The sequence below is a fragment of the Janthinobacterium sp. RA13 genome (genome assembly GCF_000745325.1).
GTDB lineage: Bacteria > Pseudomonadota > Gammaproteobacteria > Burkholderiales > Burkholderiaceae_D > Janthinobacterium > Janthinobacterium rivuli.
Window position 1 is genome coordinate 4,237,712 of record NZ_JQNP01000001.1, and the last position, 21,694, is coordinate 4,259,405.

Annotated in this window: 20 protein-coding genes and 1 pseudogene; 11 read left to right on the forward strand and 10 right to left on the reverse strand. The window is 63.0% G+C overall.

Annotated features, from left to right (window positions below):
- The first annotated feature begins 8 nt into the window (after window positions 1–8).
- Genes FG13_RS18695 through ccoS form a run of 3 tightly spaced genes read left to right on the forward strand, consistent with a single transcriptional unit; the run spans window position 9 to window position 3,407 of the window.
- Complete coding sequence (locus tag FG13_RS18695) at window positions 9–776, forward strand: sulfite exporter TauE/SafE family protein (RefSeq protein WP_035823286.1); 768 nt, start codon at window positions 9–11, stop codon at window positions 774–776.
- Window positions 777–798: 22 nt separating this feature from the next.
- The gene (locus tag FG13_RS18700) at window positions 799–3,228 is read left to right on the forward strand and encodes a heavy metal translocating P-type ATPase (RefSeq protein ID WP_035823288.1); all 2,430 of its coding nucleotides are present in this window, start codon (window positions 799–801) and stop codon (window positions 3,226–3,228) included.
- A 2-nt stretch (window positions 3,229–3,230) separates the two neighbouring features.
- Window positions 3,231–3,407, forward strand: a complete 177-nt coding sequence (gene ccoS / locus FG13_RS18705; protein WP_035823290.1) for a cbb3-type cytochrome oxidase assembly protein CcoS — start codon at window positions 3,231–3,233, stop codon at window positions 3,405–3,407.
- On the opposite strand, the gene FG13_RS18710 is transcribed toward ccoS, so the two are convergent.
- The 3 genes and pseudogenes from FG13_RS18710 to FG13_RS29095 all read right to left on the reverse strand — a co-directional run.
- A complete protein-coding gene (locus FG13_RS18710; protein WP_035823292.1) occupies window positions 3,395–4,867 on the reverse strand; it encodes a hypothetical protein in 1,473 nt (490 codons plus the stop codon). The genes ccoS and FG13_RS18710 overlap by 13 nt on opposite strands.
- Window positions 4,867–5,541, reverse strand: a complete 675-nt coding sequence (locus tag FG13_RS29090) for an effector protein Tle3 domain-containing protein (protein WP_161784191.1) — start codon at window positions 5,539–5,541, stop codon at window positions 4,867–4,869. The genes FG13_RS18710 and FG13_RS29090 overlap by 1 nt, the downstream gene beginning before the upstream one ends.
- A 178-nt stretch (window positions 5,542–5,719) precedes the next feature.
- Window positions 5,720–6,676 (reverse strand): annotated as a pseudogene (locus FG13_RS29095) (T6SS effector phospholipase Tle3 domain-containing protein); the annotation flags it as partial.
- A gap of 245 nt (window positions 6,677–6,921) precedes the next feature.
- Here FG13_RS29095 and ccoN point away from each other — a divergent pair.
- The 6 genes from ccoN to FG13_RS18745 are packed head-to-tail and all read left to right on the forward strand — an operon-like array spanning window position 6,922 to window position 12,061.
- Window positions 6,922–8,349 carry a cytochrome-c oxidase, cbb3-type subunit I gene (ccoN, locus tag FG13_RS18720; protein ID WP_035823294.1) on the forward strand — a complete coding sequence of 476 codons (1,428 nt, stop codon included), beginning with the start codon at window positions 6,922–6,924 and terminating at the stop codon, window positions 8,347–8,349.
- 15 nt (window positions 8,350–8,364) lie between these two features.
- Window positions 8,365–8,979 (forward strand): cytochrome-c oxidase, cbb3-type subunit II, encoded by a 615-nt coding sequence (gene ccoO, locus FG13_RS18725; protein WP_035823296.1) that lies wholly within the window; start codon window positions 8,365–8,367, stop codon window positions 8,977–8,979.
- Between the two features lies 1 nt (window position 8,980).
- Entirely contained in the window at window positions 8,981–9,184 is a 204-nt protein-coding gene (locus tag FG13_RS18730; protein WP_035823305.1) for a cbb3-type cytochrome oxidase subunit 3, read from the forward strand.
- A complete protein-coding gene (ccoP, locus tag FG13_RS18735; protein ID WP_035823307.1) occupies window positions 9,177–10,097 on the forward strand; it encodes a cytochrome-c oxidase, cbb3-type subunit III in 921 nt (306 codons plus the stop codon). The genes FG13_RS18730 and ccoP overlap by 8 nt, the downstream gene beginning before the upstream one ends.
- Window positions 10,098–10,099: 2 nt before the next feature.
- Entirely contained in the window at window positions 10,100–11,482 is a 1,383-nt protein-coding gene (gene ccoG, locus FG13_RS18740) for a cytochrome c oxidase accessory protein CcoG (protein WP_035823309.1), read from the forward strand.
- 54 nt (window positions 11,483–11,536) lie between these two features.
- Window positions 11,537–12,061 (forward strand): FixH family protein, encoded by a 525-nt coding sequence (locus FG13_RS18745; RefSeq protein WP_035823311.1) that lies wholly within the window; start codon window positions 11,537–11,539, stop codon window positions 12,059–12,061.
- Window positions 12,062–12,064: 3 nt separating this feature from the next.
- On the opposite strand, the gene fnr is transcribed toward FG13_RS18745, so the two are convergent.
- Window positions 12,065–12,823, reverse strand: coding sequence for a fumarate/nitrate reduction transcriptional regulator Fnr (gene fnr / locus FG13_RS18750; RefSeq protein WP_035823313.1), 759 nt, complete (start codon window positions 12,821–12,823; stop codon window positions 12,065–12,067).
- Window positions 12,824–13,062: 239 nt separating this feature from the next.
- On the opposite strand from fnr, the gene FG13_RS18755 reads away from it, so the two are divergent.
- The gene (locus FG13_RS18755; protein WP_035823315.1) at window positions 13,063–16,143 is read left to right on the forward strand and encodes a response regulator; all 3,081 of its coding nucleotides are present in this window, start codon (window positions 13,063–13,065) and stop codon (window positions 16,141–16,143) included.
- Window positions 16,144–16,241: 98 nt separating this feature from the next.
- Here FG13_RS18755 and FG13_RS18760 read toward each other — a convergent pair whose 3' ends face one another.
- From FG13_RS18760 to modA, 4 genes are read right to left on the reverse strand one after another with little or no spacing between them, the layout of a single operon-like run.
- Window positions 16,242–17,009 (reverse strand): TOBE domain-containing protein, encoded by a 768-nt coding sequence (locus FG13_RS18760; protein ID WP_051959231.1) that lies wholly within the window; start codon window positions 17,007–17,009, stop codon window positions 16,242–16,244.
- Window positions 17,010–17,049: 40 nt separating this feature from the next.
- Entirely contained in the window at window positions 17,050–17,751 is a 702-nt protein-coding gene (locus tag FG13_RS18765; protein WP_035823317.1) for an ABC transporter ATP-binding protein, read from the reverse strand.
- 5 nt (window positions 17,752–17,756) lie between these two features.
- Window positions 17,757–18,428, reverse strand: coding sequence for a molybdate ABC transporter permease subunit (gene modB / locus FG13_RS18770; RefSeq protein WP_035823318.1), 672 nt, complete (start codon window positions 18,426–18,428; stop codon window positions 17,757–17,759).
- Between the two features lie 15 nt (window positions 18,429–18,443).
- Window positions 18,444–19,202, reverse strand: coding sequence for a molybdate ABC transporter substrate-binding protein (gene modA / locus FG13_RS18775; RefSeq protein ID WP_035823320.1), 759 nt, complete (start codon window positions 19,200–19,202; stop codon window positions 18,444–18,446).
- Window positions 19,203–19,395: 193 nt separating this feature from the next.
- Here modA and FG13_RS18780 point away from each other — a divergent pair, with 193 nt between their 5' ends.
- Window positions 19,396–20,085, forward strand: a complete 690-nt coding sequence (locus FG13_RS18780) for a sterol desaturase family protein (RefSeq protein WP_200880294.1) — start codon at window positions 19,396–19,398, stop codon at window positions 20,083–20,085.
- 3 nt (window positions 20,086–20,088) lie between these two features.
- Here the strand turns inward: FG13_RS18780 and FG13_RS18785 are convergent, their stop codons facing one another.
- Together FG13_RS18785 and FG13_RS18790 are read right to left on the reverse strand one after the other, a co-directional pair.
- Window positions 20,089–21,093, reverse strand: coding sequence for a bile acid:sodium symporter family protein (locus tag FG13_RS18785; RefSeq protein WP_051959233.1), 1,005 nt, complete (start codon window positions 21,091–21,093; stop codon window positions 20,089–20,091).
- A gap of 219 nt (window positions 21,094–21,312) precedes the next feature.
- Window positions 21,313–21,675: a BON domain-containing protein gene (locus FG13_RS18790; RefSeq protein WP_034752546.1), complete on the reverse strand. Its 363-nt coding sequence runs from the start codon at window positions 21,673–21,675 to the stop codon at window positions 21,313–21,315.
- Window positions 21,676–21,694: the final 19 nt, after the last annotated feature.

Here is a 21,694-nt window from a genome sequence, read left to right on the forward strand (position 1 = left end):
ACCGCCAGATGAACGCCCTCAGCCTCGTGCCCATGTTCCTGGTCGGCCTGGCCGGCAGCGTGCACTGCATCGGCATGTGCGGCGGCATCGTCGGCGCCTTGTCGCTGGGCGGCGGCGCACCGGCCCCAACACGGCCCGTGATCGCCATCGCTGTGGCGCGCCCGGCGCTGCAATCGACGCAGTTGCAGGGCGTCTTGCGCGTGCTCGCCTACAACGGCGGGCGCATAGTCAGCTACATGCTGGCCGGCGCCATGGCCGGCAGCCTGGCGGGCGCGGGCATGCTGCACCTGGCGTCCCTGCAAGTGGCCGGCTACTGGCTGGCCAACCTGATGCTGGTTGCTTTGGGCCTGTACCTGATGGATGCCTGGCGCGGCCTGGCCCATCTGGAAGCGGCCGGCAACGTCGTCTGGCGCCGCGTGCGCCCCCTGCTGAAACCGCTGATGCCGATGGATACGCCGTTAAAAGCGCTGGCAGTCGGCGGGCTGTGGGGCTGGGTGCCGTGCGGCATGGTCTACAGCGCGCTGCTGACGGCCATGATGCAAGGCTCGGCCCTGAACGGCGCGGCCACGATGGCCGCCTTCGGCCTGGGCACTTTGCCCACCCTGCTGGGCATGGGTTTACTGGGTACGCGGCTGCGCGCGCAGATGCAGCGCCGTCCCGTACGCATCGCCAGCGGCTTGCTGGTGCTGGGCTTTGGCTTGCTGGGCCTGCTGCGCGCCGCGAATGGCGTCTCGCTGGGCTGGCTCGACGCCCTGTGCGTCACGGGCCATCCATGAAAAGACGCATGAAAACAAACCTATGAATGCTGTTCTACAACCTTCCGCCTGCTTCCATTGCGGCTTGCCCGTGCCAAGCGGCTCCAGCTGGCTCGTCACCATCGACGACGTGCCGCGCGCCATGTGCTGCCCCGGCTGCGAAGCCGTGGCGCAAACCATCGTCGACATCGGCCAGAGCGCGTACTACCGCGACCGCGACGAATATGCCGTCAATGCAGCCGATGCGACCATGGTGCCGCCCGAACTGCGCCTGTACAGCAATGACGACGCGCAATTCGCGCGCGACGCCAGCAGCTGCGAAGCGACCCTGTCCGTCGAAGGCATCCGCTGCGCCGCCTGCGTCTGGCTGATCGAGCGTCAATTAACCCGCCTGCCCGGCGTGCAGGCAGCCAGCCTGAACGTCGCCACGGAGCGCCTGTATGTGCGCTGGAGCCGCGCCCAGTGCGAACCGGGCGACATCCTGCAAGCCGTGCGGCAAGTGGGCTACACGGCCTATCCGTATGACGCCGTGCGCCATGGCGAGCGCCTGCAAAAAGCCAGCAAAACCTTGGGCCGCCAACTGTTCGTCGCCGGCCTGTCGATGATGCAGGTGATGATGTACGTGGCGCCGTCCTACCTGGCCGAGGATGGCACCCTGGACGACAATATGGCCAGCCTGATGCGCTGGGCCAGTTTGCTGCTGACCTTGCCGGCCATCTGCTACTCCGCCATGCCGTTTTTCCAGGGCGCCTGGGCCAGCTTGCGCGCGCGCACCCTGGGCATGGATGTGCCCGTCGCGCTGGGCATCCTGGCGGCCTTCTTCGGCAGCGTGGTGGCGACTTTTACGGGGCGCGGCGAGGTGTATTACGACTCGGCCACGATGTTCATTTTTCTGCTGCTGTGCAGCCGCTATTTCGAGCTGCAGGCGCGCCGCAAGGCCGCCTCGGCCCTCGAACGCCTGCAGCACGCCTTGCCCGCCTCCGCGTCCTTGATGGCGGGCTTTCCCGACAACCGCGCCACCACCCTGGTGCCGGCCGGCAGCCTGGCCGTCGGCGACATCATCCTGGTGAAACCGGGCGAGGCGATCGCCGCCGACAGCGTCATCGTCGAGGGGAGCAGTGCGCTGGACCTGTCGCTGCTGACGGGCGAGAGCGCGGCGCAGCGACGCAAGACAGGCGAACAGGTGCCGGGCGGGGCCATCAACGCCAGCGCGGCGCTCATCTTGCGCGTGCTCAAACCGGCGCGCGAAAGCACCCTGTCCGATTTATTGAAACTGATCGAGCGGGCCGGCAGCGGCAAGCCGCAGATCGCGCAGTGGGCCGACAAGGTCGCCGCCTGGTTCGTGCTGGGCCTGCTGCTGTTCGCCGTCGCCGTGTTCGCCTTCTGGAGCTGGCACGACCCGGCGCAGGCCTGGCCCGTGGCGATTGCCGTGCTGGTCGTGTCCTGTCCGTGCGCGCTGTCGCTGGCCACGCCGACGGCGCTGGCGGCCGCCACCGACAGCCTGCTGCGGCGCGGCGTGCTGATCGTCCAGCCACATGTGCTGGAAACCCTGCACCGCGCCACCCACATCGTCTTCGACAAGACGGGGACACTGACCCTGGGCCGGCCCGTGCTGCGGCAAATCGAGGGGCTCGGCAGCCTGAGCGAAGACGATTGCCTGCAAGTGGCCGCCGCGCTGGAAGCGGGTAGCGCCCATCCGCTGGCGCAGGCGATCCTGGCAGCTGCCGGAGAACAGAACGCGCGTGTGCATGCGGAACAGTTGCAGGAAGTGCAGGGCCAGGGACTCGAAGGCGTCGTCGACGGCGTGCGCTACCGCCTGGGCAACGCAGCCTTTGTCGCCGCCATCGCCGGTCCGCCGCTGGGTGACACGGCCGTTGGCATGCAGGGCATGACGCCGCTGTACCTGGGCACGCAGGGGCGCTGGCTGACGCGCTTTTTACTCAGCGACGCGCTGCGCCCGGAAGCGCGCGACGTGGTCGCGTATTTCCACCGGCGCGGCAAGCAAGTCGTGCTGCTCAGTGGCGACCAGGAAGCGCTGACGCAAAGCGTGGCGACGGAACTGGGCATCAACACGGCGTGCGGCGAATGCCTGCCCGATGAAAAGCTCGATTTCGTGCAGCAGTTGCAGGCGACGGGCGCCGTCGTGGCGATGGTCGGCGACGGCATCAACGACGCGGCCGTGCTGAGCGGCGCCGACGTGTCTTTCGCCATGGGTTCCGGCGCCGCCCTGGCGCAGGCGCATGCGGACACGGTGCTGCTCTCAAACCAATTGGTGTCCGTGCTCGACACGGCGAAGACGGCCGCGCGCAGCATGCGCATCATCCGCGAAAACCTGGGCTGGGCAACCCTGTACAATCTGACGGCCATCCCGGCCGCCGCGCTGGGTTTTTTGAACCCTTGGCTGTCCGGCGTCGGCATGGCTGCCAGCTCGGCCGTCGTCATCGCCAACGCCCTGCGCCTGCGGAAAGCCTGAACATGGAAGCACTGTATCTCCTCATCCCCTTGAGCGTCGTCGTCGTCTTCATCGCCCTGTGGGTGTATTTCACGGCCTCGGACAGCGGCCAGTTCGACGACCTCGTCGGACCGGGCCTGCGCGTCTTGCAGGACGACGATACGCCAGCGCCCGACGCCACGCCGCCTCAGCGCGAATAACCCTGCGACCCCGGCCGTGCATCGAAGCGCCGGCCCCACCACGGCAGGAACACCGTGTTGCCGCCGCGTGCGCGGAACCACGGCTGTTCGTGGTCGACGGGCCGCACCACGGCCGGCGGCGCCACCACCACGGCAGTCACACTTTCGCTGTCGCTGCTGCCCGCCACCAGTACGGGCCGGCCCACGTGGTTGGCATGGGCGATGGCCAGCGCCACGTTCGTCAGCGCCGTGCCGGCGCCCGTCTCGCCCAGCAAGGCCGGCATGTTGAACGTCTGCTGGTTGAAATCGAAGTCGGGCAGTTGCTGCGTCAGGCTTTGCGCCAGCGGGCCGAGCCGTTCTGACGAAACAGGATAGGCGGCGCCGGCATCGTGGATGACGTAGCCGATGGCATCGTCATTCAATTGCACGTTGCGGGCGGCAGCGTCGATGGCGTGGCTCCAGGCCTGCGCGGCGCGCGGAGACTGTCCCTTGCCGGCGGTGAAATCGGCGACCTGGCGCGTGGCGGGAAAGCCCAGCCAGGCCAGCGGCGCACGCTCCGTCTTGTAGCCGGGGCCGGCCAGCACCAGCAAGACCATGTTTTCATTGATCTGCTCATCCTTGGGCGGATAACTGGGCGCATCCCAGTTCATCACCCACACCGTCTTGTCGGGATTGGCCTGCAGGTAGGCCAGGCCCGCCGCCAGGGACGTAAAGCCCGCATTCGCGCCGCCCATGGTGACGCGCACGTCGGGCGGCGTGGCCGTGGTCCAGGAATCGGGGAAGGAGGGGTTGCCGATGCTGAAGGCATCAGTAATCGTTTCAACGACATATTTTCTCGCCTCGTCCGGATCAAGGCGTCCAGCCGGCAAGGCATATTCGACGTGAATACCCGCCAGTTCACGCCGCGTGGATTTGTCAGTCAGCGAATGGGCGTTGTAAAAATACTCTTTGTTGGAAAAGTAAATATCCCGGAAAAGATAAATCAATTCTTCCACATACTTTTCATGATACCCATTGAATGTTTCCCGCCCCTTGTTGCCGGAAGCGATCATGCCAATCGATTGCACCTTGCCAAAGCGCACAGGGTTCTCTTTCACTTTGCTATCGTCCTTGTTTGGCTTGGCCAGCCCAAGTGTCCACAGCAATTGCCACTCGGTCGGATAGTCGCGTCGCTGCAGGGGATTGAGCCACTGCACGCCCACGACCTGCGCAATGTAAGGCTGCGCGGGCGCAGCAGGGATGACGGCGGCAACCGGTACTGCGACAGGCGCCTTGTTGGCGCAGGCCGAGGTCAGGAAAAGGACGGCAAGCGCCAGCAATGCCGGCATTAACAATAGTCGTTTCATCAGCAATCCTTCTTCAAGAGGAACATCGATTGGCCCGGTCTGCAATATCGACCAGAGTGCAATACCAGCCACAAGACTGAATACGCACATGCTCCAGCCCAGCCTGCGCGGAAAAGTAGCAATCAAGTTACGCATCAGGAGGTCTCCGGGCGCTTGTACATACGCTCATCCACAATTTCCGAAGGCATGCGCCCTGTGCTGCCATAACTTTGAACCCACGCCAATAACGGCTTTTTTCTAAACAAACCAAGCTTGAAATATTCAAAAAAAATTCTGTTTGAATTACCCCTTTTTTCCAACTCCTTCAACAATCGCCAATCCGCAATCACTCTCAACTCTCGCATCGCCTCCTCGCCGATATGCCCCACCCCAATCGCCACGTCATACGCCAGCGCCTTTTCCGCGTGCTGCGGATTGGTCAGGATGGTGGAATGGTCGGTCGCATGCGTGTCGCAGGTGGCCGCCAGTTGCCCCTGGATTTCCTGCTTGCGCCATTGCAAATATTCCGGCGTGGCGGTGGACAGGTCGTCTTCCATCATGGCCTTGCCGTCATTGCCGTCCAGCTTTTCGCGGCGGGCCTTCATGCGCAGGCGTGCATGGTCTTCGTAGCGCAATGTCGCCTCGGTATCGCGGTCGCCCTGCGGCGTGCCGCCCACGCTTGTATCGGCATACGGCTCGCCTGCCGGGCGCACCTTGCCCACCTGGCGGTGCGTGCCGGGCGGATCGATATCCTGGTCAAACTTGGGGCTGGGTACACCGAAGCGCACGGCCTGCGGTGTAAACACTTCCGGCAAGGCGGGCGCCGTCACGGGGATGCGCCAGTCGTTGGGCGGGATGGCGTGGATGGGGATCTTCAGCATCCGCATGATGGCCGAGGTGGCGGCGGCGGTGCGCCTGGTCGCCGTCCTGCCCGCCTCGCTGCTGCTGGCGCGCACACCCTTGTTGGGATCATATTTGGAAATCGGCGAAGGAGGACAGGGGCGGCTCCTTGGCCTGGCCACGCACGATGTCGAAAAATGCCGCCAGGGTCTGGCGGCGCGCCTTGCCGCTTTGCCGGCCTACATTGCCATCGACATCCCTGACTTGCCCCTGCAACCAGCCTTCGGTGTCGTTTCTGCGCAACAGGCTGTACGGTGGATTGCACAAGACATAAGTATCGGCCACGCAACGGCCGCTTTTGCCTGCCGCATCTTTCACGTCAGCCATCTTGTTGCCCAGAAACGCGGCCGCCATGCCTACCATATTGCCCTGGCTGTGGCAGACGAGGGTAATCGGCACGTCGGCCTGCTGCTGGCGGATGGCCGCTACCAGGTGCGCCAGGCGCAAAGCCGCCAGCACGAAGTAGGGGCGCGGCGGACAGGCATACACGATACGGTCGTTGACGGGATTGAGGTGTTCGATGTGTATCCACAGGAAGAGGGCGTCCGACAAGCCCTCGCCCCACAGATCCGGCAGCGATGAGCAGCCATTCGCGAACGGGCCGCCGCCCCAGTAAGCGTGTTCGTTCAGGTAGACCGAATCGCCATACGCCTGCAACTCCTTGTCGCTGGCCTTGTAGCCCCAGCGGAACTGGATCACGGGGGAAAAGTGCGCTGGCTGCGCGATAAAGGTGCTGGCCGTATAGTCGGGATCGACGTAGCCGTCATCGCTCAGCTCGCTCCGATAGCTCACCGGCGTCAACTGCCCGCCCTGCGCCGTGGCATGCGCCATGTGCTCGTCGCAGCGCTTCATGCGCGTGTTCAGGCCGGCGCACAGGCCGGCTTCGGCCGCGCGGTACCACTCGCCGTCGGAATTGACGCCATGCACGAAGATGACGATGCCCGGCAACGGCGCCTGCACCAGGCAAGCGAGCTTGCCGTGATCGAACAGGGTCGTGCCATCGGCCTTGCCCACGAGCAGGTCCACCTGGGCATCCAACGGGTCGCAGCGTTCAGGGTCTTCCATGGCGGGCCTTGGGCGTGTCTGGACTCGCCACTGTAAGCCCTTGCCGCCATGCACGTTTTACGCCACATCAAGCCCCTGTTGCAGGGATCTTGCATGGCTTTTTTGACCGAAATATCACTTTATTTCGATGCCAGTTCGCTACGCTTATTTCATCCGGGGAATTTTGATCCACATCAAAGTTTTTTCTCGGTCAAACACTTACTCTCTGGCCACCATCATAAATAGTAATTCCAGGGAGAGTCTTTGTGGATCAATCGCTGAACTATAACTACAAGATCGTGAAGCAATTCGCGGTCGCTACTGTGGTATGGGGCATCATCGGCATGCTGGTTGGCGTTATCATCGCCGCTCAGCTGGCCTGGCCTGCCCTGAACCTCGATATACCATGGCTGACATACGGACGCTTGCGTCCGCTGCACACGAATGCGGTGATTTTCGCCTTCGGCATCTGCGGCCTGTTCGCTACCTCGTACTACGTTGTCCAACGCACCTGCCAAGTGCGCCTGTTTTCCGACAAGCTGGCCGCCTTCACGTTCTGGGGCTGGCAAGCGGTGATCCTGTGCGCCGTCGTCACCCTGCCCATGGGCATGACACGCGGCAAGGAATACGCGGAACTGGAATGGCCTATCGCCATCCTCATCGCCATCGTCTGGATCGCCTACGCCATCGTGTTCTTCGGCACCCTGATCAAGCGCAAGGTAAAACACATCTACGTGGCCAACTGGTTCTTCGGCGCCTACATCCTGGCCGTGACGATTTTGCACGTGGTCAATGGCGCCGTCATGCCAGCCTCGTTCACGAAATCGTATTCCGCGTATGCGGGCGTGCAGGACGCCATGATCCAGTGGTGGTACGGCCATAACGCGGTGGGTTTCATCCTGACCGCTGGCTACCTGGGCATGGTTTACTACTTCATCCCGAAACAGGCCGAGCGCCCCGTGTACTCGTACCGTTTGTCGATCGTCCACTTCTGGGCGCTGATCTTCACCTACATGTGGGCGGGCCCGCATCACCTGCACTACACGGCATTGCCTGACTGGACGCAATCGATCGGCATGGTCTTCTCGCTGGTCCTGCTGGCACCAAGCTGGGGCGGCATGATCAACGGCATCATGACCCTGTCGGGCGCCTGGCACAAGCTGCGCACCGATCCGATCCTGAAATTCATGATCGTCTCGCTGTCGTTCTACGGCATCGCCACCTTCGAAGGTCCGATGATGTCGATCAAGACCATCAACTCGCTGTCGCACTACACCGACTGGACCGTTGCCCACGTGCATGCGGGTGCTTTGGGCTGGGTGGGCTTCATCACCATGGGTTCGATCTACTATCTGCTGCCGCGCCTGGCGGGCCGCACGCAGATGCACAGCACGCGCCTGGTCGATGTGCACTTCTGGGTGGCCACCATCGGCATCGTGCTGTACATCGCCGCAATGTGGATCGCCGGCGTGATGCAGGGCCTGATGTGGCGCGCGGTCAATCCGGACGGCACCCTGACCTACACCTTTGTCGAGAGCGTGAAAGCGACGTATCCGTACTACGTGGTGCGCGTGGCCGGTGGCCTGCTGTACCTGTCGGGTATGTGCATCATGGGCTACAACACCTGGATGACCTTGCGCGGCAGCAAACTCCCCGTCGCCCGCATTCCGGAACTGAACGCGGCGCACGCCTGATAGGAGCATAAGCAAATGAAATTTTCACATGCATGGATTGAGAGAAACCCCTGGCTGCTGATCGCCCTGGTCACGGTGGTGATCAGCATCGGCGGCGCCGTCGAGATCGTTCCCCTGTTCTTCCAGAAGAGCACGACGGAGCCGGTCGCCGGCCTGAAGCCGTATTCGCCGCTGCGCCTGGCGGGCCGCGACATTTACGTGCGCGAAGGCTGCTACAACTGCCACTCGCAGATGGTGCGTCCGCTGCGCGCGGAAACGGAACGCTATGGCCACTATTCGGTCGCTGGCGAATTCGTCTACGACCATCCGTTCCAGTGGGGTTCCAAGCGCACGGGGCCCGACCTGGCCCGCGTAGGCGCGCGCTACAGCGACGAATGGCACCGCACGCACTTGAACAACCCGCGCGACGTGGTGCCCGAGTCGAACATGCCGTCCTACCCCTGGCTGGCGAAGACCAAGCTGGTGCCTGACGAAATCATGCCGAAGATGCGCGCCCTGAAACGCCTGGGCCAGCCGTACAGCGATGAAGAGATCGCCGCCGGCCCCGCGCAGCTGCAGGACAAGACGGAAGAAGACGCCCTGGTCGCCTATCTGCAAGGCCTCGGTACATTAATCAAAACAAGGAATTAGCATGGCAATCGAAAACCTGTTTGACAGCGCCAGCAGCGTCATGACGGTGGTTTCCTTTACGACGTTCGTGGGCATCCTGTGGTGGACGTTCAGCCGCAGCAACAGCGACTTCGACGCGGCGGCACGCCTGCCGTTCGCCGATGACGCGCTCGACTATCCGGCCGAGGCCGAGATGAATCTGGCGAAGGAGCATCACCATGGCTGACTTTACCAATGGCTTCTGGAATATCTACATCGTCGTGCTGTCCCTGCTGGGCATCATCGGCTGCGGCGTGCTGCTGTACTCGCAGTCGAAAATCAAAGTGGTCGAGGGCGCCCCTGCCGACGGCACCACGGGCCACGTCTGGGACGAGGACTTGAAGGAACTTAATACGCCGATGCCGCGCTGGTGGATGTGGTTGTTCTACATCACCATCGTCTTCGCGCTGGCCTACCTGTTCCTGTATCCAGGCCTGGGCAACTATGCCGGCAGCCTGGGCTGGAAATCGACGGGCCAGTACGAGGAAGAGCTGAAGAAGGCGGAAGCCGACTACGGTCCCCTGTTCAACAAGTACCTGAGCCAGGACTTGAAGACGGTGGCCGCCGATCCGCAGGCGCAAGCCATCGGCCAGCGTCTGTTCCTGACCTACTGCGCGCAATGCCACGGCTCGGATGCGCGCGGCAACAAGGGCTTCCCCAACCTGACGGACAAGGACTGGCTGTATGGCGGCGAACCCGACATCATCAAGACCACCATCCTGCACGGCCGCAATGGGCAGATGCCACCGATGGGCGCCGCCCTGGGCTCCGAAAAGGATGTCGAAAACGTGGCCCATTATGTGCTGAGCCTGTCCGGTTCGACCTCGGATCCCGTCAAGTCGGTGCTGGGCAAGGCCAAGTTTGGCGCCTGCATGGCCTGCCATGGCGCCGATGCCAAGGGTAACCAGATGCTCGGCGCGCCGAACCTGACGGACAAGACCTGGCTGTACGGCGGCAGCGCCGATACCATCATGGAAACCGTACGCAAGGGACGCAGCAACACCATGCCTGCCTTCAGCGATTTCCTCGGCGAATCCAAGGTACACGTGCTGTCGGCGTATGTCTGGAGTCTGTCGAATCCGCAGGCACCCGCCAAGTAAAAATGGAACCTCAAGTCATCAAGATGTATGCGGCCCGCGAGCAAATCTACCCTCGCGAGGCCAAAGGACGCTACGCTACCTGGCGATGGGTATGCGTATGGCTTACCCAGCTCGCGTTCTACGGCTTGCCGTGGTTGACCTGGAATGGCAGGCAAGCCCTGCTGTTCGATTTGACCACGCGCAAGTTCTACATTTTCGGCGTCGTGCTGTGGCCCCAGGATTTCATCTATCTGGCGGCCCTGCTGATCATCTGTGCGTATTTGTTGTTCCTCGTCACGGCCATTGCCGGGAGGGTGTGGTGCGGGTTCTCTTGCCCGCAAACGGTATACACGGAAATTTTCCTGTGGGTCGAACGCCGCATCGAGGGTACGCGCAGCGCGCGCATGGCCCTCGACAAGCAGGGCCCCTCCGTGCGCAAGGCGTTCAAGAAGACGGCCAAGCACCTGGCATGGGGCGCCATCGCCCTGTGGACGGGCTTTACCTTTGTCGGCTACTTCACGCCGATCAAGGAACTGGCGCAGTCGGTGACCACCCTGAACTTCGGTCCCTGGGAATGGTTCTGGGTCTTGTTCTACAGCCTGGCAACCTACGGCAACGCGGGCTGGCTGCGCGAGCAGGTGTGCAAATACATGTGCCCCTACGCGCGCTTCCAGAGCGCCATGTTCGACCAGGACACCCTGATCATCACCTACGATGCCAAGCGCGGCGAACCACGCGGCGCCATGAGCAAGAAGGCCGGCAACAACGACAAGCTGGGCGACTGCATCGATTGCACCCTGTGCGTGCAGGTGTGTCCGACCGGTATCGATATCCGCAACGGCCTGCAGTATGAATGCATCGGCTGCGCCGCCTGCGTCGATGCCTGCAACAGCGTGATGGACAAGGTCGAGCGGCCGCGTGGCCTGATACGCTACAGCACCGACCATGCGATGGAAAACAACTTCAATTCGAAGCAGATACGCCAGCGCGCCATGCGCCCGCGCGTCCTGATCTACACTTCCATCCTGGCCCTGATCATCATCGCCGTATGTACCTCGCTGGCCCTGCGCACACCCCTGAAAATGGATGTGATCCGCGACCGCGGTTCGATGGGACGCGAAGTGGAAGACGGCATGATCGAAAACGTCTACCGCCTGCAGATCATGAACACGTCCGAGCAAAGCCAGCATTTCAAGATCAGCGCTTCCGGCTTGCCGGGCCTGACCTTGCTGACGCGCGAAGAAGTGACCTTGCAGCCGACGGAAACGCTGGGCTGGCCGATCCGCCTGCGCGTGCCGCACGGCGTCGGCGAGAAGGGGTCGAACAAGATTGCGATCGAATTGCAATCGCTGGACAACCCCTCGCTGCATGTGCGTGAAAGCGCGGTATTCATCGTGCCGCGTTAAAGCAGGAAGGCCGGTCCCCGCATGGGGACTGGCCGTTTACACAGGAGAATCACCATGTCCGACAGTCTGAAACTGCAAGCCCCCGCCGATCCCTGGTACAAGCATCGCTGGCCATGGCTGCTGATGATCGGTCCCGGCCTGTCCGTGGTCGTCGGCAGCTTCATGGGCTATATCGCGTTTACGCAACCCGATGCGCTGGTGGTGGGCGACTATTACAAGCAGGGCAAGGCGATCAACCAGGATTTGAAGCGCGACACGATCGCCAGCGACCTGGCGATGGCTACCAGTTTGTCCTACGACGTGGCGTCAGCGCGCCTCAGTGGTTCCGTGCACAGCTTCGGCAAAGCTTACCAGGGTCCGCTGCAGCTGCACCTGGCGCATGCGACGCTGCCGGAAAAGGACATCAAGCTGCTGGTGCGGCCCGATGCGGCCGGCAATTTCTCGGTGGCGCTGCCGATGCTCGAGCGCAGCCGCTGGCAAGTGCTGGTGGAAAACGACAAGCGCGAGTGGCGCCTGTCCGGCATCTGGACCTGGCCGCTGCAACGCAGCATCGCGCTGCACGCCGACGAGGAACTGTAAGCCTTATTTGCAGACGTCGGTACCGGCCGTGATGGCCTTCAGTTTTGCCGGCTGCAAGATTTCAATTTCTCGGTTCGAGACGCGCAGCCAGCCTTCCTTCTTGAATTTCGACAATAAACGGCTGACGCTTTCGATGGTCAGGCCCAGGTAGTTGCCGATTTCCTCGCGCGACATGCGCAGCTGGAATTTGCTGCTCGAATAGCCGCGCGCTTCGTAGCGCGACGCCAGGTTGACGATAAAGGCGGCAAAACGCTGCGTCGCCTGCATATTGCCCAGCAACAGCATGACGCTTTGCTCGCGCGTGATTTCCTGGCTCATCATGCGGTGGAAATGGCGCAGCAGGGTCGGCATATTGCCCAGCAATTGTTCCAGGCTGGAAAACGGGATTTCACACACTTCGCTGTCTTCCAGCGCCACCGCATTACAGTGGTGGCGGTCGGCGCTGATGGCGTCCATGCCCAGCAGTTCGCCGGCCATCTGGAAACCCGTCACCTGCTCTTCGCCGCCCGGATTGATCTGGTACGTCTTGAAGTGCCCCAGGCGGATCGCGTACAGGTTCTGGAACGAGTCGCCGATGCGGAACAGCGAGGCGCCGCGCACGATTTTGCGGCGGCGGCCGATGATCTGGTCCAGCCTGTCCATGTCGCCCATATCGAGGCCCATCGGCAGGCACAATTGATGCATGCTGCAGGTCGAGCATCGCGCACGCAACGCTTCCACGTTCACTGTAGGCAAGGTTGGAGTGAGTAGCGCTTCAGTCATGTCGGTACCTTTTAGAAAATGCAACAACAAGTTTACTGCATACAGGGTTGCCGTGTGCCAATTTCACGGCAATTTCGCTGAATAAACGACGTTCCGACTTTAATTATATGGCAACATCGTCAAAAGCCCATGCGGGGAGGGCAATTTGCGCGGCGCCGCTTGCCAAGCTGGGGTATTGATAGGAAAATTCCTGACAGCATTATCTGCCGCCTGTGCCGCCCGGTACTGAAAAGGAAATCATGAAGCCTCTCGGCATCAAAGCAAAAGTCGCGCTGGCCACCAGCCTGACCTCGATCGCCATGATCGCGCTGGTCACCATGATCCAGGTGCAGCACATGCGCGACGATTTCACTAAAGTACTGCTGAGCCAGCAGTCATCCCTGATCAGCCGCACCGCTGCCGAGCTCGACGACAAGCTGGGCATGCTGCTGCAGATCGTCACCCTGACGGCCCGGCAGCAGCCGCCGGAACTGATCGCCCGGCCCGCCCAATTGCGCGAATACTATTCGCGCCGCTCGATGCTGGTGCTGTTCGACGACGTGCTGGTGCTCGACGCGCAAGGCGCCGTCGTGGCCGACATGCCGGAAGTGCCGGGGCGCGCCGGCATCAATGTTGCCGAGCGCGAGTATTTCCAGACCGTCCTGCGCACGCGCCAGCCCATGATCACCGAGCCGATGCTCGGTAAATCGAGCGGCATGCCCATCGTGCAGATGGTGGCGCCCGTGCTCACCGCCGATGGCCAGGTGGCCGGCGTGGTGATCGGCGTGCTGCGCCTGTACAAGGACAACCTGCTGGGGCGTTTGCGCTCGGAAAAGGTCGGCAAGAGCGGCTATTACTTCATCCTCACGCGCGGCGCCGTGCCGCGCTACGTGCTGCACCCCGATACCAGCCGCTTGCTGCAGCCGCGCCAGCCGAACGCCAATCTGACGACGACCCAGCTGCTGAAGGAAGATGGCGAAGGCAGCATGGTCAGCACCAACAGCCGCGGCATCACGGCCGTCAACAGTTTCAAGCGCCTGAAATCGGTGAACTGGCTGCTGGCCAGCTCGCTGCCCGTCGACGATGCCTTCGAACCGTTCGATGGCGTGCTGTACCGGCTGGTGCTGTGGAGCATCCTCGCCTCGCTGCTGGCCGCCTTTGTTCTGGGCTGGGTCACCGTGCGCCTGCTGTCGCCGCTGGTGCGCCTGCGCGACACCCTGCTGGCCCTGCGCAACAGCGGCAGCCGTTTTACCCCCGTGCCGGTGCAGCAGCGCGACGAGATCGGCGAACTGACGGAAGCGTTCAACGGTCTGATGAGCGAACGCGACCGCCTGCAGCAGGAACTCGAAGCGCGCGCGGCGGAGCTGGAGCAGGAACGCGACCGGGCCGAGGCGGCCAACCGCGCGAAGAGCGATTTCGTGGCCAACATGAGCCATGAAATCCGCACGCCCCTCAATGCCGTGCTGGGCATGGTGTATTTGCTGGGCAATACCAGACTCGACACGGAACAGCGCAAGTATCTGACCATGGTCAGAGTGGCGGGCCAGTCGCTGCTGGGCATCCTCAACGACGTGCTCGACTATTCGAAGATCGAGGCGCGCCGCATGGAATTGTCGCCCGTCGAATTCGACCTCGACGAAGTCATGAATACCCTGGCCACGACGATGACGATGAATGCGGGCGAAAAGGAGCTGGAACTGGCCATCGCCGTCGAACCCGACGTGCCGCGGCGCCTCGTGGGCGACGCCCAGCGCCTGCAGCAAATTCTCGTCAATCTGGCCGGCAACGCCATCAAGTTTACCGAGAGCGGCGAAGTGGTGGTGGCCGTCAGCCTGGCCGAGAGCAAGAGCGAGAGCGGCCGCGCCTGGCTGCGCTTCGAAGTGCGCGACACGGGCATCGGCATGACGGAACTGCAGCAACAGCAGCTGTTCGCCGCGTTTTCGCAGGGTGACCAGAGCATCACGCGGCGCTTCGGCGGCACGGGCCTGGGCCTGGCCATCAGCAAGCAGCTGATCCACATGATGGGCGGCGATATCGCCGTCGCCAGCAGCGAAGGCAAGGGCAGCCGCTTCTGGTTCAGCGTGCCCTTCGAGATGCTGGCGCAACCGGCGGAAACGCGGCGCACGCCGGCTCTGGGACAGCTGCGCCTGCTGGTGGCCGACGACAACCGCACCACGCGCGAACTGATCGTCAAGCTGATCGAGGCGTGGGGCTGGCTGGCCGACGAAGTGGACTCCGGCTTTGCCGCCATCGAACTGTACCGCGAACGGCTGGCGCAGCAGCAACCGTACGACGTGGTGCTGGCCGACTGGCACATGCCCGTCATGGACGGTCTGGCCACGGCCAAGGCCATACGCCAGGCGGCCAGCGGCCAGCGCCAGCCCATCGTGGTGATGGTCAACGCCTTCGCCCGCAACCACCTGGAGGAAATCTCCAGCGCGGCCGAGGCCGACGTCGTGCTGATGAAGCCGATCACGGGATCGAGCCTGTTCGATGCCCTGCACCAGGCGCTGATCGCCAAGGACGACGGCGGCGAACAGCGCATCTTGCACCAGCCGCTGGGCACGGAATTGGCTGGCGTGCATTTCCTGCTGGTGGAAGACAATCATTTGAACCAGGCCGTGGCGCGCGGCATCCTCGAACACATGGGCGCCACCCTGGACGTGGTGGGCGACGGCTTGCAAGCCGTGGAACGGCTGCGCACGGAAGCGCTGCGCTACGACATCGTGCTGATGGACATGCAGATGCCCGTCATGGACGGTTTCAGCGCCACCCACATCATCCGCACGGAACTGCGCTTGGGCCTGCCCGTGATCGCCATGACGGCCGGCGTGCTGGCGTCCGAGCGCGAGCGCTGCATGACGGCCGGCATCAGCGATTTCATCGCCAAGCCCGTCGTGGTGGAAGAGATGATGGAAGTCATCCTGCGCCACCTGCCCAAGCGCCCGCAAGTGCAAACGGCCGAGCCGGCACGCGTCGCCGATGAGGAAGTGTTTTCCATGGCGCCGCTGATGCGCGTGATGGGGCGCGACGCGAAGGGGCGCGGCGTGCTGCGGCGCATGGTCGAAGACGCGCTGAACAAGGGCATGACGCCCGTGCGCGACGCCGAAACGGCGTTGCAGGCTGGCCGCCACAGCGACGTGGCGCGCATCCTGCACAGCGTGCGCGGCTCCGTCGGCACCCTGGGCACGAAACGCCTGATCCGCGCCGCGTTCGCCACCGAGGAAGCCATCGATGCGGGCCGCCTTGATGAGGTGCCGGCGCTGCTGGCGCACACGGCGCAGGAGCTGGAACTGGCGCTGGCGGCGGCGGGGGATTGGTTGTCGCGGCTGAAAGATTAAAAAGGTAGGTCGGATTAGCGGCGGCACGCCGCGTAATCCGACAACATTGTTGGCGGATCATGTCGGATTACGCGCAAGCGCTAATCCGACCTACGCACTTATGCGGGTACGCCCAGAATCACGCTCGACGCCTTGAACATCGCCGTCACGCTGCTGCCAAGCGCGATACCCAGGTCGGTACTGCTCTGATTCGTGATGATGGCGGCAATCGTGCCGCCGCGCGGCAAGTCCAGCACCACTTCCGTGTTGACGGCGCCCGTCTGCACGCGCGTGACCGTGCCGGCCAGCTGGTTGCGCGCGGAAAAGCGCGCGCCTTCACTGTCGGCCACGAGGATGATGGACGAAGCCTTGATCAGCGCAAACGCTTCCGCGCCCGGCACCAGGCCCAGGCTGGCGCTGCTGCCCTGCGTGACGATGGCCACGATGTGCTGGCCACCGGGCAATTCCAGGGTGACTTCGTCGTTGACGGCGCCCTGTTTCAGTTCGGCCACCTTGCCCAGGAATTGATTGCGCGCCGTCGTTTTCATGGCCATTCTCCGTATGAGTAAAAGATCGTCGGCGATGCCTTCGGCCTGGCTGCCCAACTGGCGCAGGTAGCGGGCATGCTCACGCTCGATGATGCGGAAATTGTCGACCAGCTGGCGGCCCCGTGGCGTCAGCCGCGTGCCGCCGCCGCCCTTGCCGCCCGTCAGGCGCTCGACCAGCGGTTCGCCGGCCAGGTTGTTCATCGCGTCGATGGCATCCCAGGCCGCCTTGTAGCTCATCTTTACCAACTTGGCCGCCTGCGTGATGGAGCCGCATTCGGCGATGGCGCCCAGCAATTCCACCCTGCCGGCGCCGCCCAGGTTTTCTCCACCCACCGTCATCCATACCGAGCCTTCTAGGCCGATTTCCGCTGCCGCTGATTTATCCAATGCGTTCACCCAATGCCATGTGGTCTTCCCTGTTATCGATCTGTCCGTCGCGCAAGTACAGCACATGTTCGCCCAGGATGCGCGCATCTTCCGGATCGTGCGTGATCAGGATCATGGGCACGTCCAGACGCTGCTGCCACTGGCTCAGTTCCAGCCGCATTTTGACACGCAGGGCCGGATCGAGGGCGGCAAACGGCTCGTCGAGCAGCAACGCGCTCGGCTCGGCCACGAGCGCCCTCGCCAGCGCCACCCGCTGGCGCTGGCCTCCGGACAACTCGTCGGGGAACTGATGCGCCAGTTCCTGCAAGTGGAAGGCATCGAGCCAATGCTCGACTTTCTGCAATTTTTCGCGCGCGCGCGGGTTGAACCAGCCGCGCGCCAGGCCGAAGCCCACGTTCTGGCGCACCGTCAGGTGCGGGAACAGCGCGTAATCCTGGAACAGGTAGGCGAGATTGCGCTGCTGCGGCGGCAGATTGATGCCGGCGGCCGAATCGAACAGGGTGCGCCCGTTCAGGCGGATATGGCCTGCATCAGGCGTGAAGAGTCCGGCAATGGCTTTCAGGGTCATGCTCTTGCCGGCGCCGGACGGGCCATACATGGCGATGCGCTGGCTGCCGGAGGTGCATCGCACCTGCAGGTCGAAGCGGCGTTTGCCGGAGCGCAAGGTGGCGCGGAGGTCGAGGTCGAGTTGCATAGTGGTCATTTATGAGCGACGCGCCCGGGCGCCAGGCGACCAGCAGTCAGCAGCACCACGATACAGACCAGGGAGGTGATCAAGACCAGCGTATTGGCCAAGTCATCCTTGCCCGCCTGCACGGCTTCAAACACGGCCACCGACAGGGTTTGCGTCTTGCCGGGGATGCTGCCGGCCACCATCAGGGTGGCGCCGAACTCACCCAGCGCGCGCACAAAACCCAGCAGCACGCCGGCGAGGATGCCGCGCCAGGCCAGCGGTAACGTGACGCGGAAAAAGATCGCCATTTCCGAGATGCCCAGCACGCGGGCCGCCTGCTCCAGCTGGCCGTCGACGGCCTCGAAGGCGGCGCGCGCGGGCTTGAAGACGAGGGGAAAGGCGACCACGGTGGAGGCGATCACGGCGCCCTGCCACGTAAAGATGAGGTTGATGCCGAAGTTATCCTGCAGCCAGATGCCCAGGGTGCCGCGCCGGCCCAGCAGCACCAGCAAATAATAACCGAGCACGGTGGGCGGCATCACCATCGGCAGGGTCAGCAGGGCGTCGAGCAACTCGCGCCCAGGGAAACGCGTGCGCGCCAGCAAATAGCCCGTACCGATGCCGAGCAACAAGTTGAGCGCCGTGGCCCAGGCCGCTACCTTGAGCGACAGGGCCAGCGCGGTCCAGGCGATATCCATGTGCAGTCGTTTGCTTTATGGCTTTTTAAATCCGTACTTGGCGAGGATGGCTTGCGCCGGCGCCGTCTGCAAATAGCTGACGAAGCGCTTCGCTTCGGCCGCATTGCCGCTGCCCTTGATGGTGGCGATCGGGTACAGCACGGGCGCTTCCAATGGCACCTCCAGCACCACGTTGACCTTGCCTTTCATGATGGCCGCGTCGGTGGCGTAGACAAAGCCCGCATCGACTTCGCCGCGCGCCACGTAGTCGAGCGACTGGCGCACGTTCTGCGTACCGATGGCCTTCGCTTGCACGGCTTCCCACAGCTTCGCCTTCTTCAAGGCGCCTTCGGAGTAACGGCCGACGGGCACGCTGGCCGGGTTGGCGATGGCCACGCGGGTCACATCCTTGTGCGTCAGATCCGTCAGGCTCTTGATGCCCAGCTTGCTATCGTGCGGCACGATCAGCACCAGGCTGTTGCCGACGAAGTCCATGCGGTCGGCCGGCAAGACGAGGCCCTGCTTTTGCGCCGCATCCATGGTTTCCTGATCGGCCGAGGCAAACACGTCCACGGGCGCGCCCTTGACGATCTGCTGCAGCAGCACGCCCGAGGCGGCGAAGTTCAGGGACACCTTGCTGCCCGGATACTGCGCCTCGTAGCTTTGCGCCGCATCCTTGAACGCATTCGTCAGGCTGGCCGCGGCCGACACGACCACTTCGCCGGCAAGGGCGGAGGTGGCGGCGGTGGCGAGAAGAGCGGTGCCAATGACTCGGGCGAGGGAGGTGAGGCGCATGGTCGTATCCTTGTAAAGTGAACGGTGACAAGGACCGTAATATACACTTATATATAGCGTTCTGCCATTGCCCAGGTCAAGGCAATGCCAATGGCATTGACAGTTGGGGATAGCCGGACTATTTTTAACAAGAAGATCCACTATTTTCCAGGGTTAAACGATGGGATATGCGGCGATACTGCTTGGCCCCTCGATGCTGCTGGCGATCATTCTCCTGGCATTGGCCATCGAGAAGCGCCATCCCCTGGAACAGCAGCCTGCGGGCGCGTCGCGCTTCAATCTGGCATATATGGTCATCTATGCCGCCAGCGGCGGGCTCATCGATCTCGACGCGTCAGGCTCGATGCTGGCGCCGGCATTCATCGTGTATGCCTTCTGCATGGATTTTCTGGAATACGCCTTTCATCGCGTGCAACACCACGTACCCGCCCTGTGGGCCATGCATTCCTTCCATCACAGCGATGCGGCCATGAATGCCAGCACGACGACCAGGCACTATTGGGCCGAAGCGGGCATCAAGGCACTGAGTATCTATCTGCTTGCGGGGATCTTGTTCAAGACCAACCTGGTGATTTTGGGAATGTACGGAATCCTGGGCTTGTATCATGTTTTCCCGCATATGAATGTCCGGGTCGGCTTTGGCCGTTACTGGATGTTATTCAATTCACCGCAGTACCATCGCGTTCATCACTCTGTGCAAGCGGAACATTTCAACCGCAATTTCGCCGGGCTGTTCCCCGTCTTCGACCGGCTGTTCGGCACCCACCATATTCCACGCGCGGAAGAGTATCCACCCACGGGTCTGGACACGGGCAAGGCGCCGGGAACCTTGCTTGACGCGCTGACGTGGCCAGTGCGCAGCAAGGCCCGGCCCGTCCCCTAGACCCTAGACGCGCGCCACCGCCGCCTCGTCGCGCCGAGCATACTTTTGCGCAATCACGGCGCAGATCATCAGCTGAATCTGGTGGAACAGCATCAGCGGCAAGATCACCATGCCCAGCGAACGCGTGGAAAACAGCACCTTGGCCATGGGCACGCCGCTGGCCAGGCTTTTCTTCGAGGCGCAAAAGACGATGGCGATTTCATCTTCCTTGTTGAACCCCAGGCGGCGGCTGACAAAGGTGGAAATACCCAGCACCAGCGCCAGCAGCAGGGTGCTGATCAGGCCCAGGGCGACCAGCGTTTCCACCGAAATCGTATGCCACAGGCCTTCGCTGACGGCTTCGCTGAAGGCCGTGTAGACCACCAGCAAGATCGAACCCTGGTCGACGTATTTCAGGGTGGCTTTGTGGCGGTCGACCCAGCGGCCGATCCAGCGGCGCAGGAACTGGCCAGCCAGGAAGGGCAGCAGCAGCTGCATGACGATGGACAGCACGGCGTCCACCGACGACTTGCTTTCCGCGCCCTTGGCCACCAGCAAGCCGACGAGGATGGGCGCGAGGAAGATGCCGATAAAGTTCGAGGCCGAGGCGCTGCAGATGGCGGCCGGCACATTGCCGCGCGCCATGGCCGTCATGGCGATCGACGATTGCACCGTGGAAGGTAATGCGCACAGAAACAAGATGCCCATGTACAGGTCGGGCGTGAGAAACGTCAGCGCCAGCGGGCGCAGGGCCAGGCCCAGCAGCGGAAACAGGACAAAGGTGCTGGCCAGCACCAGCAAGTGCAGGCGCCAGTGCATGGCGCCGGCCACCACGGCTTCGCGCGACAGCTTGGCGCCATGCAGGAAGAACAGGGCGCCGATGGCGACGGTGGTGATGTTGCCGAAGACCACGGCCGTCTGGCCCGTGCAAGGCAGGAAAGTGGCCAGCGCCACGGTGACGAGCAGGACGAGGGTGAAATTATCGGGTTTCAGATTGCGCAGCAGGGCAGCGGGAGAAAAAGAGGACATGCGGTAGCCTGGTAACGGCGCAGCCTTGCAACAGCATGCTGTGCCGGGGATGACAAACAGCGCCGGGAGCGGCGCCAGTGCAGGCTATTCTACCTGCATTGTCCGGCTCCTTGCCCAGCTCCTTGCCTGGCGGCATGGCTTGACGAGTAAACCGCGCGGACAAAAAAATGCCCTGTCCGCAGACAGGGCAACCCGGAGTAAAGTACAGCGCGAGGGGGATTAGCCGGCGGCTTTGACTTTCAGCTCGTTCTTGATTTCTTTCACGCCGCTCACGGAAGCGACGATCTGCACGACGCGGTCACCCGCTTCGGCGCTCGGCACGTCGCCCGACAGGACGACCACGCCTTGCTGGGTTGCTACCTTGACTGGCAGGGCAGCGGCTTGCGCATCGGCGCTCAGGGCGGCCTTGGCCGAGGAAGTGATGGTTTCATCAGGGACGGCTGCGGCAGCGTTGGCGGCCACGACGGTGTCAGCAGGAGCTTGTGCTTTTGGTGCGGAGTCAGCGGCATGCGAAGCGGTGATCGAGGCGCCCGACAGTACGATAGCGGCGACCAGGGTATTGAACAGTTTCGATGTTTGCATGGTAGTTCCTCTCAATGAA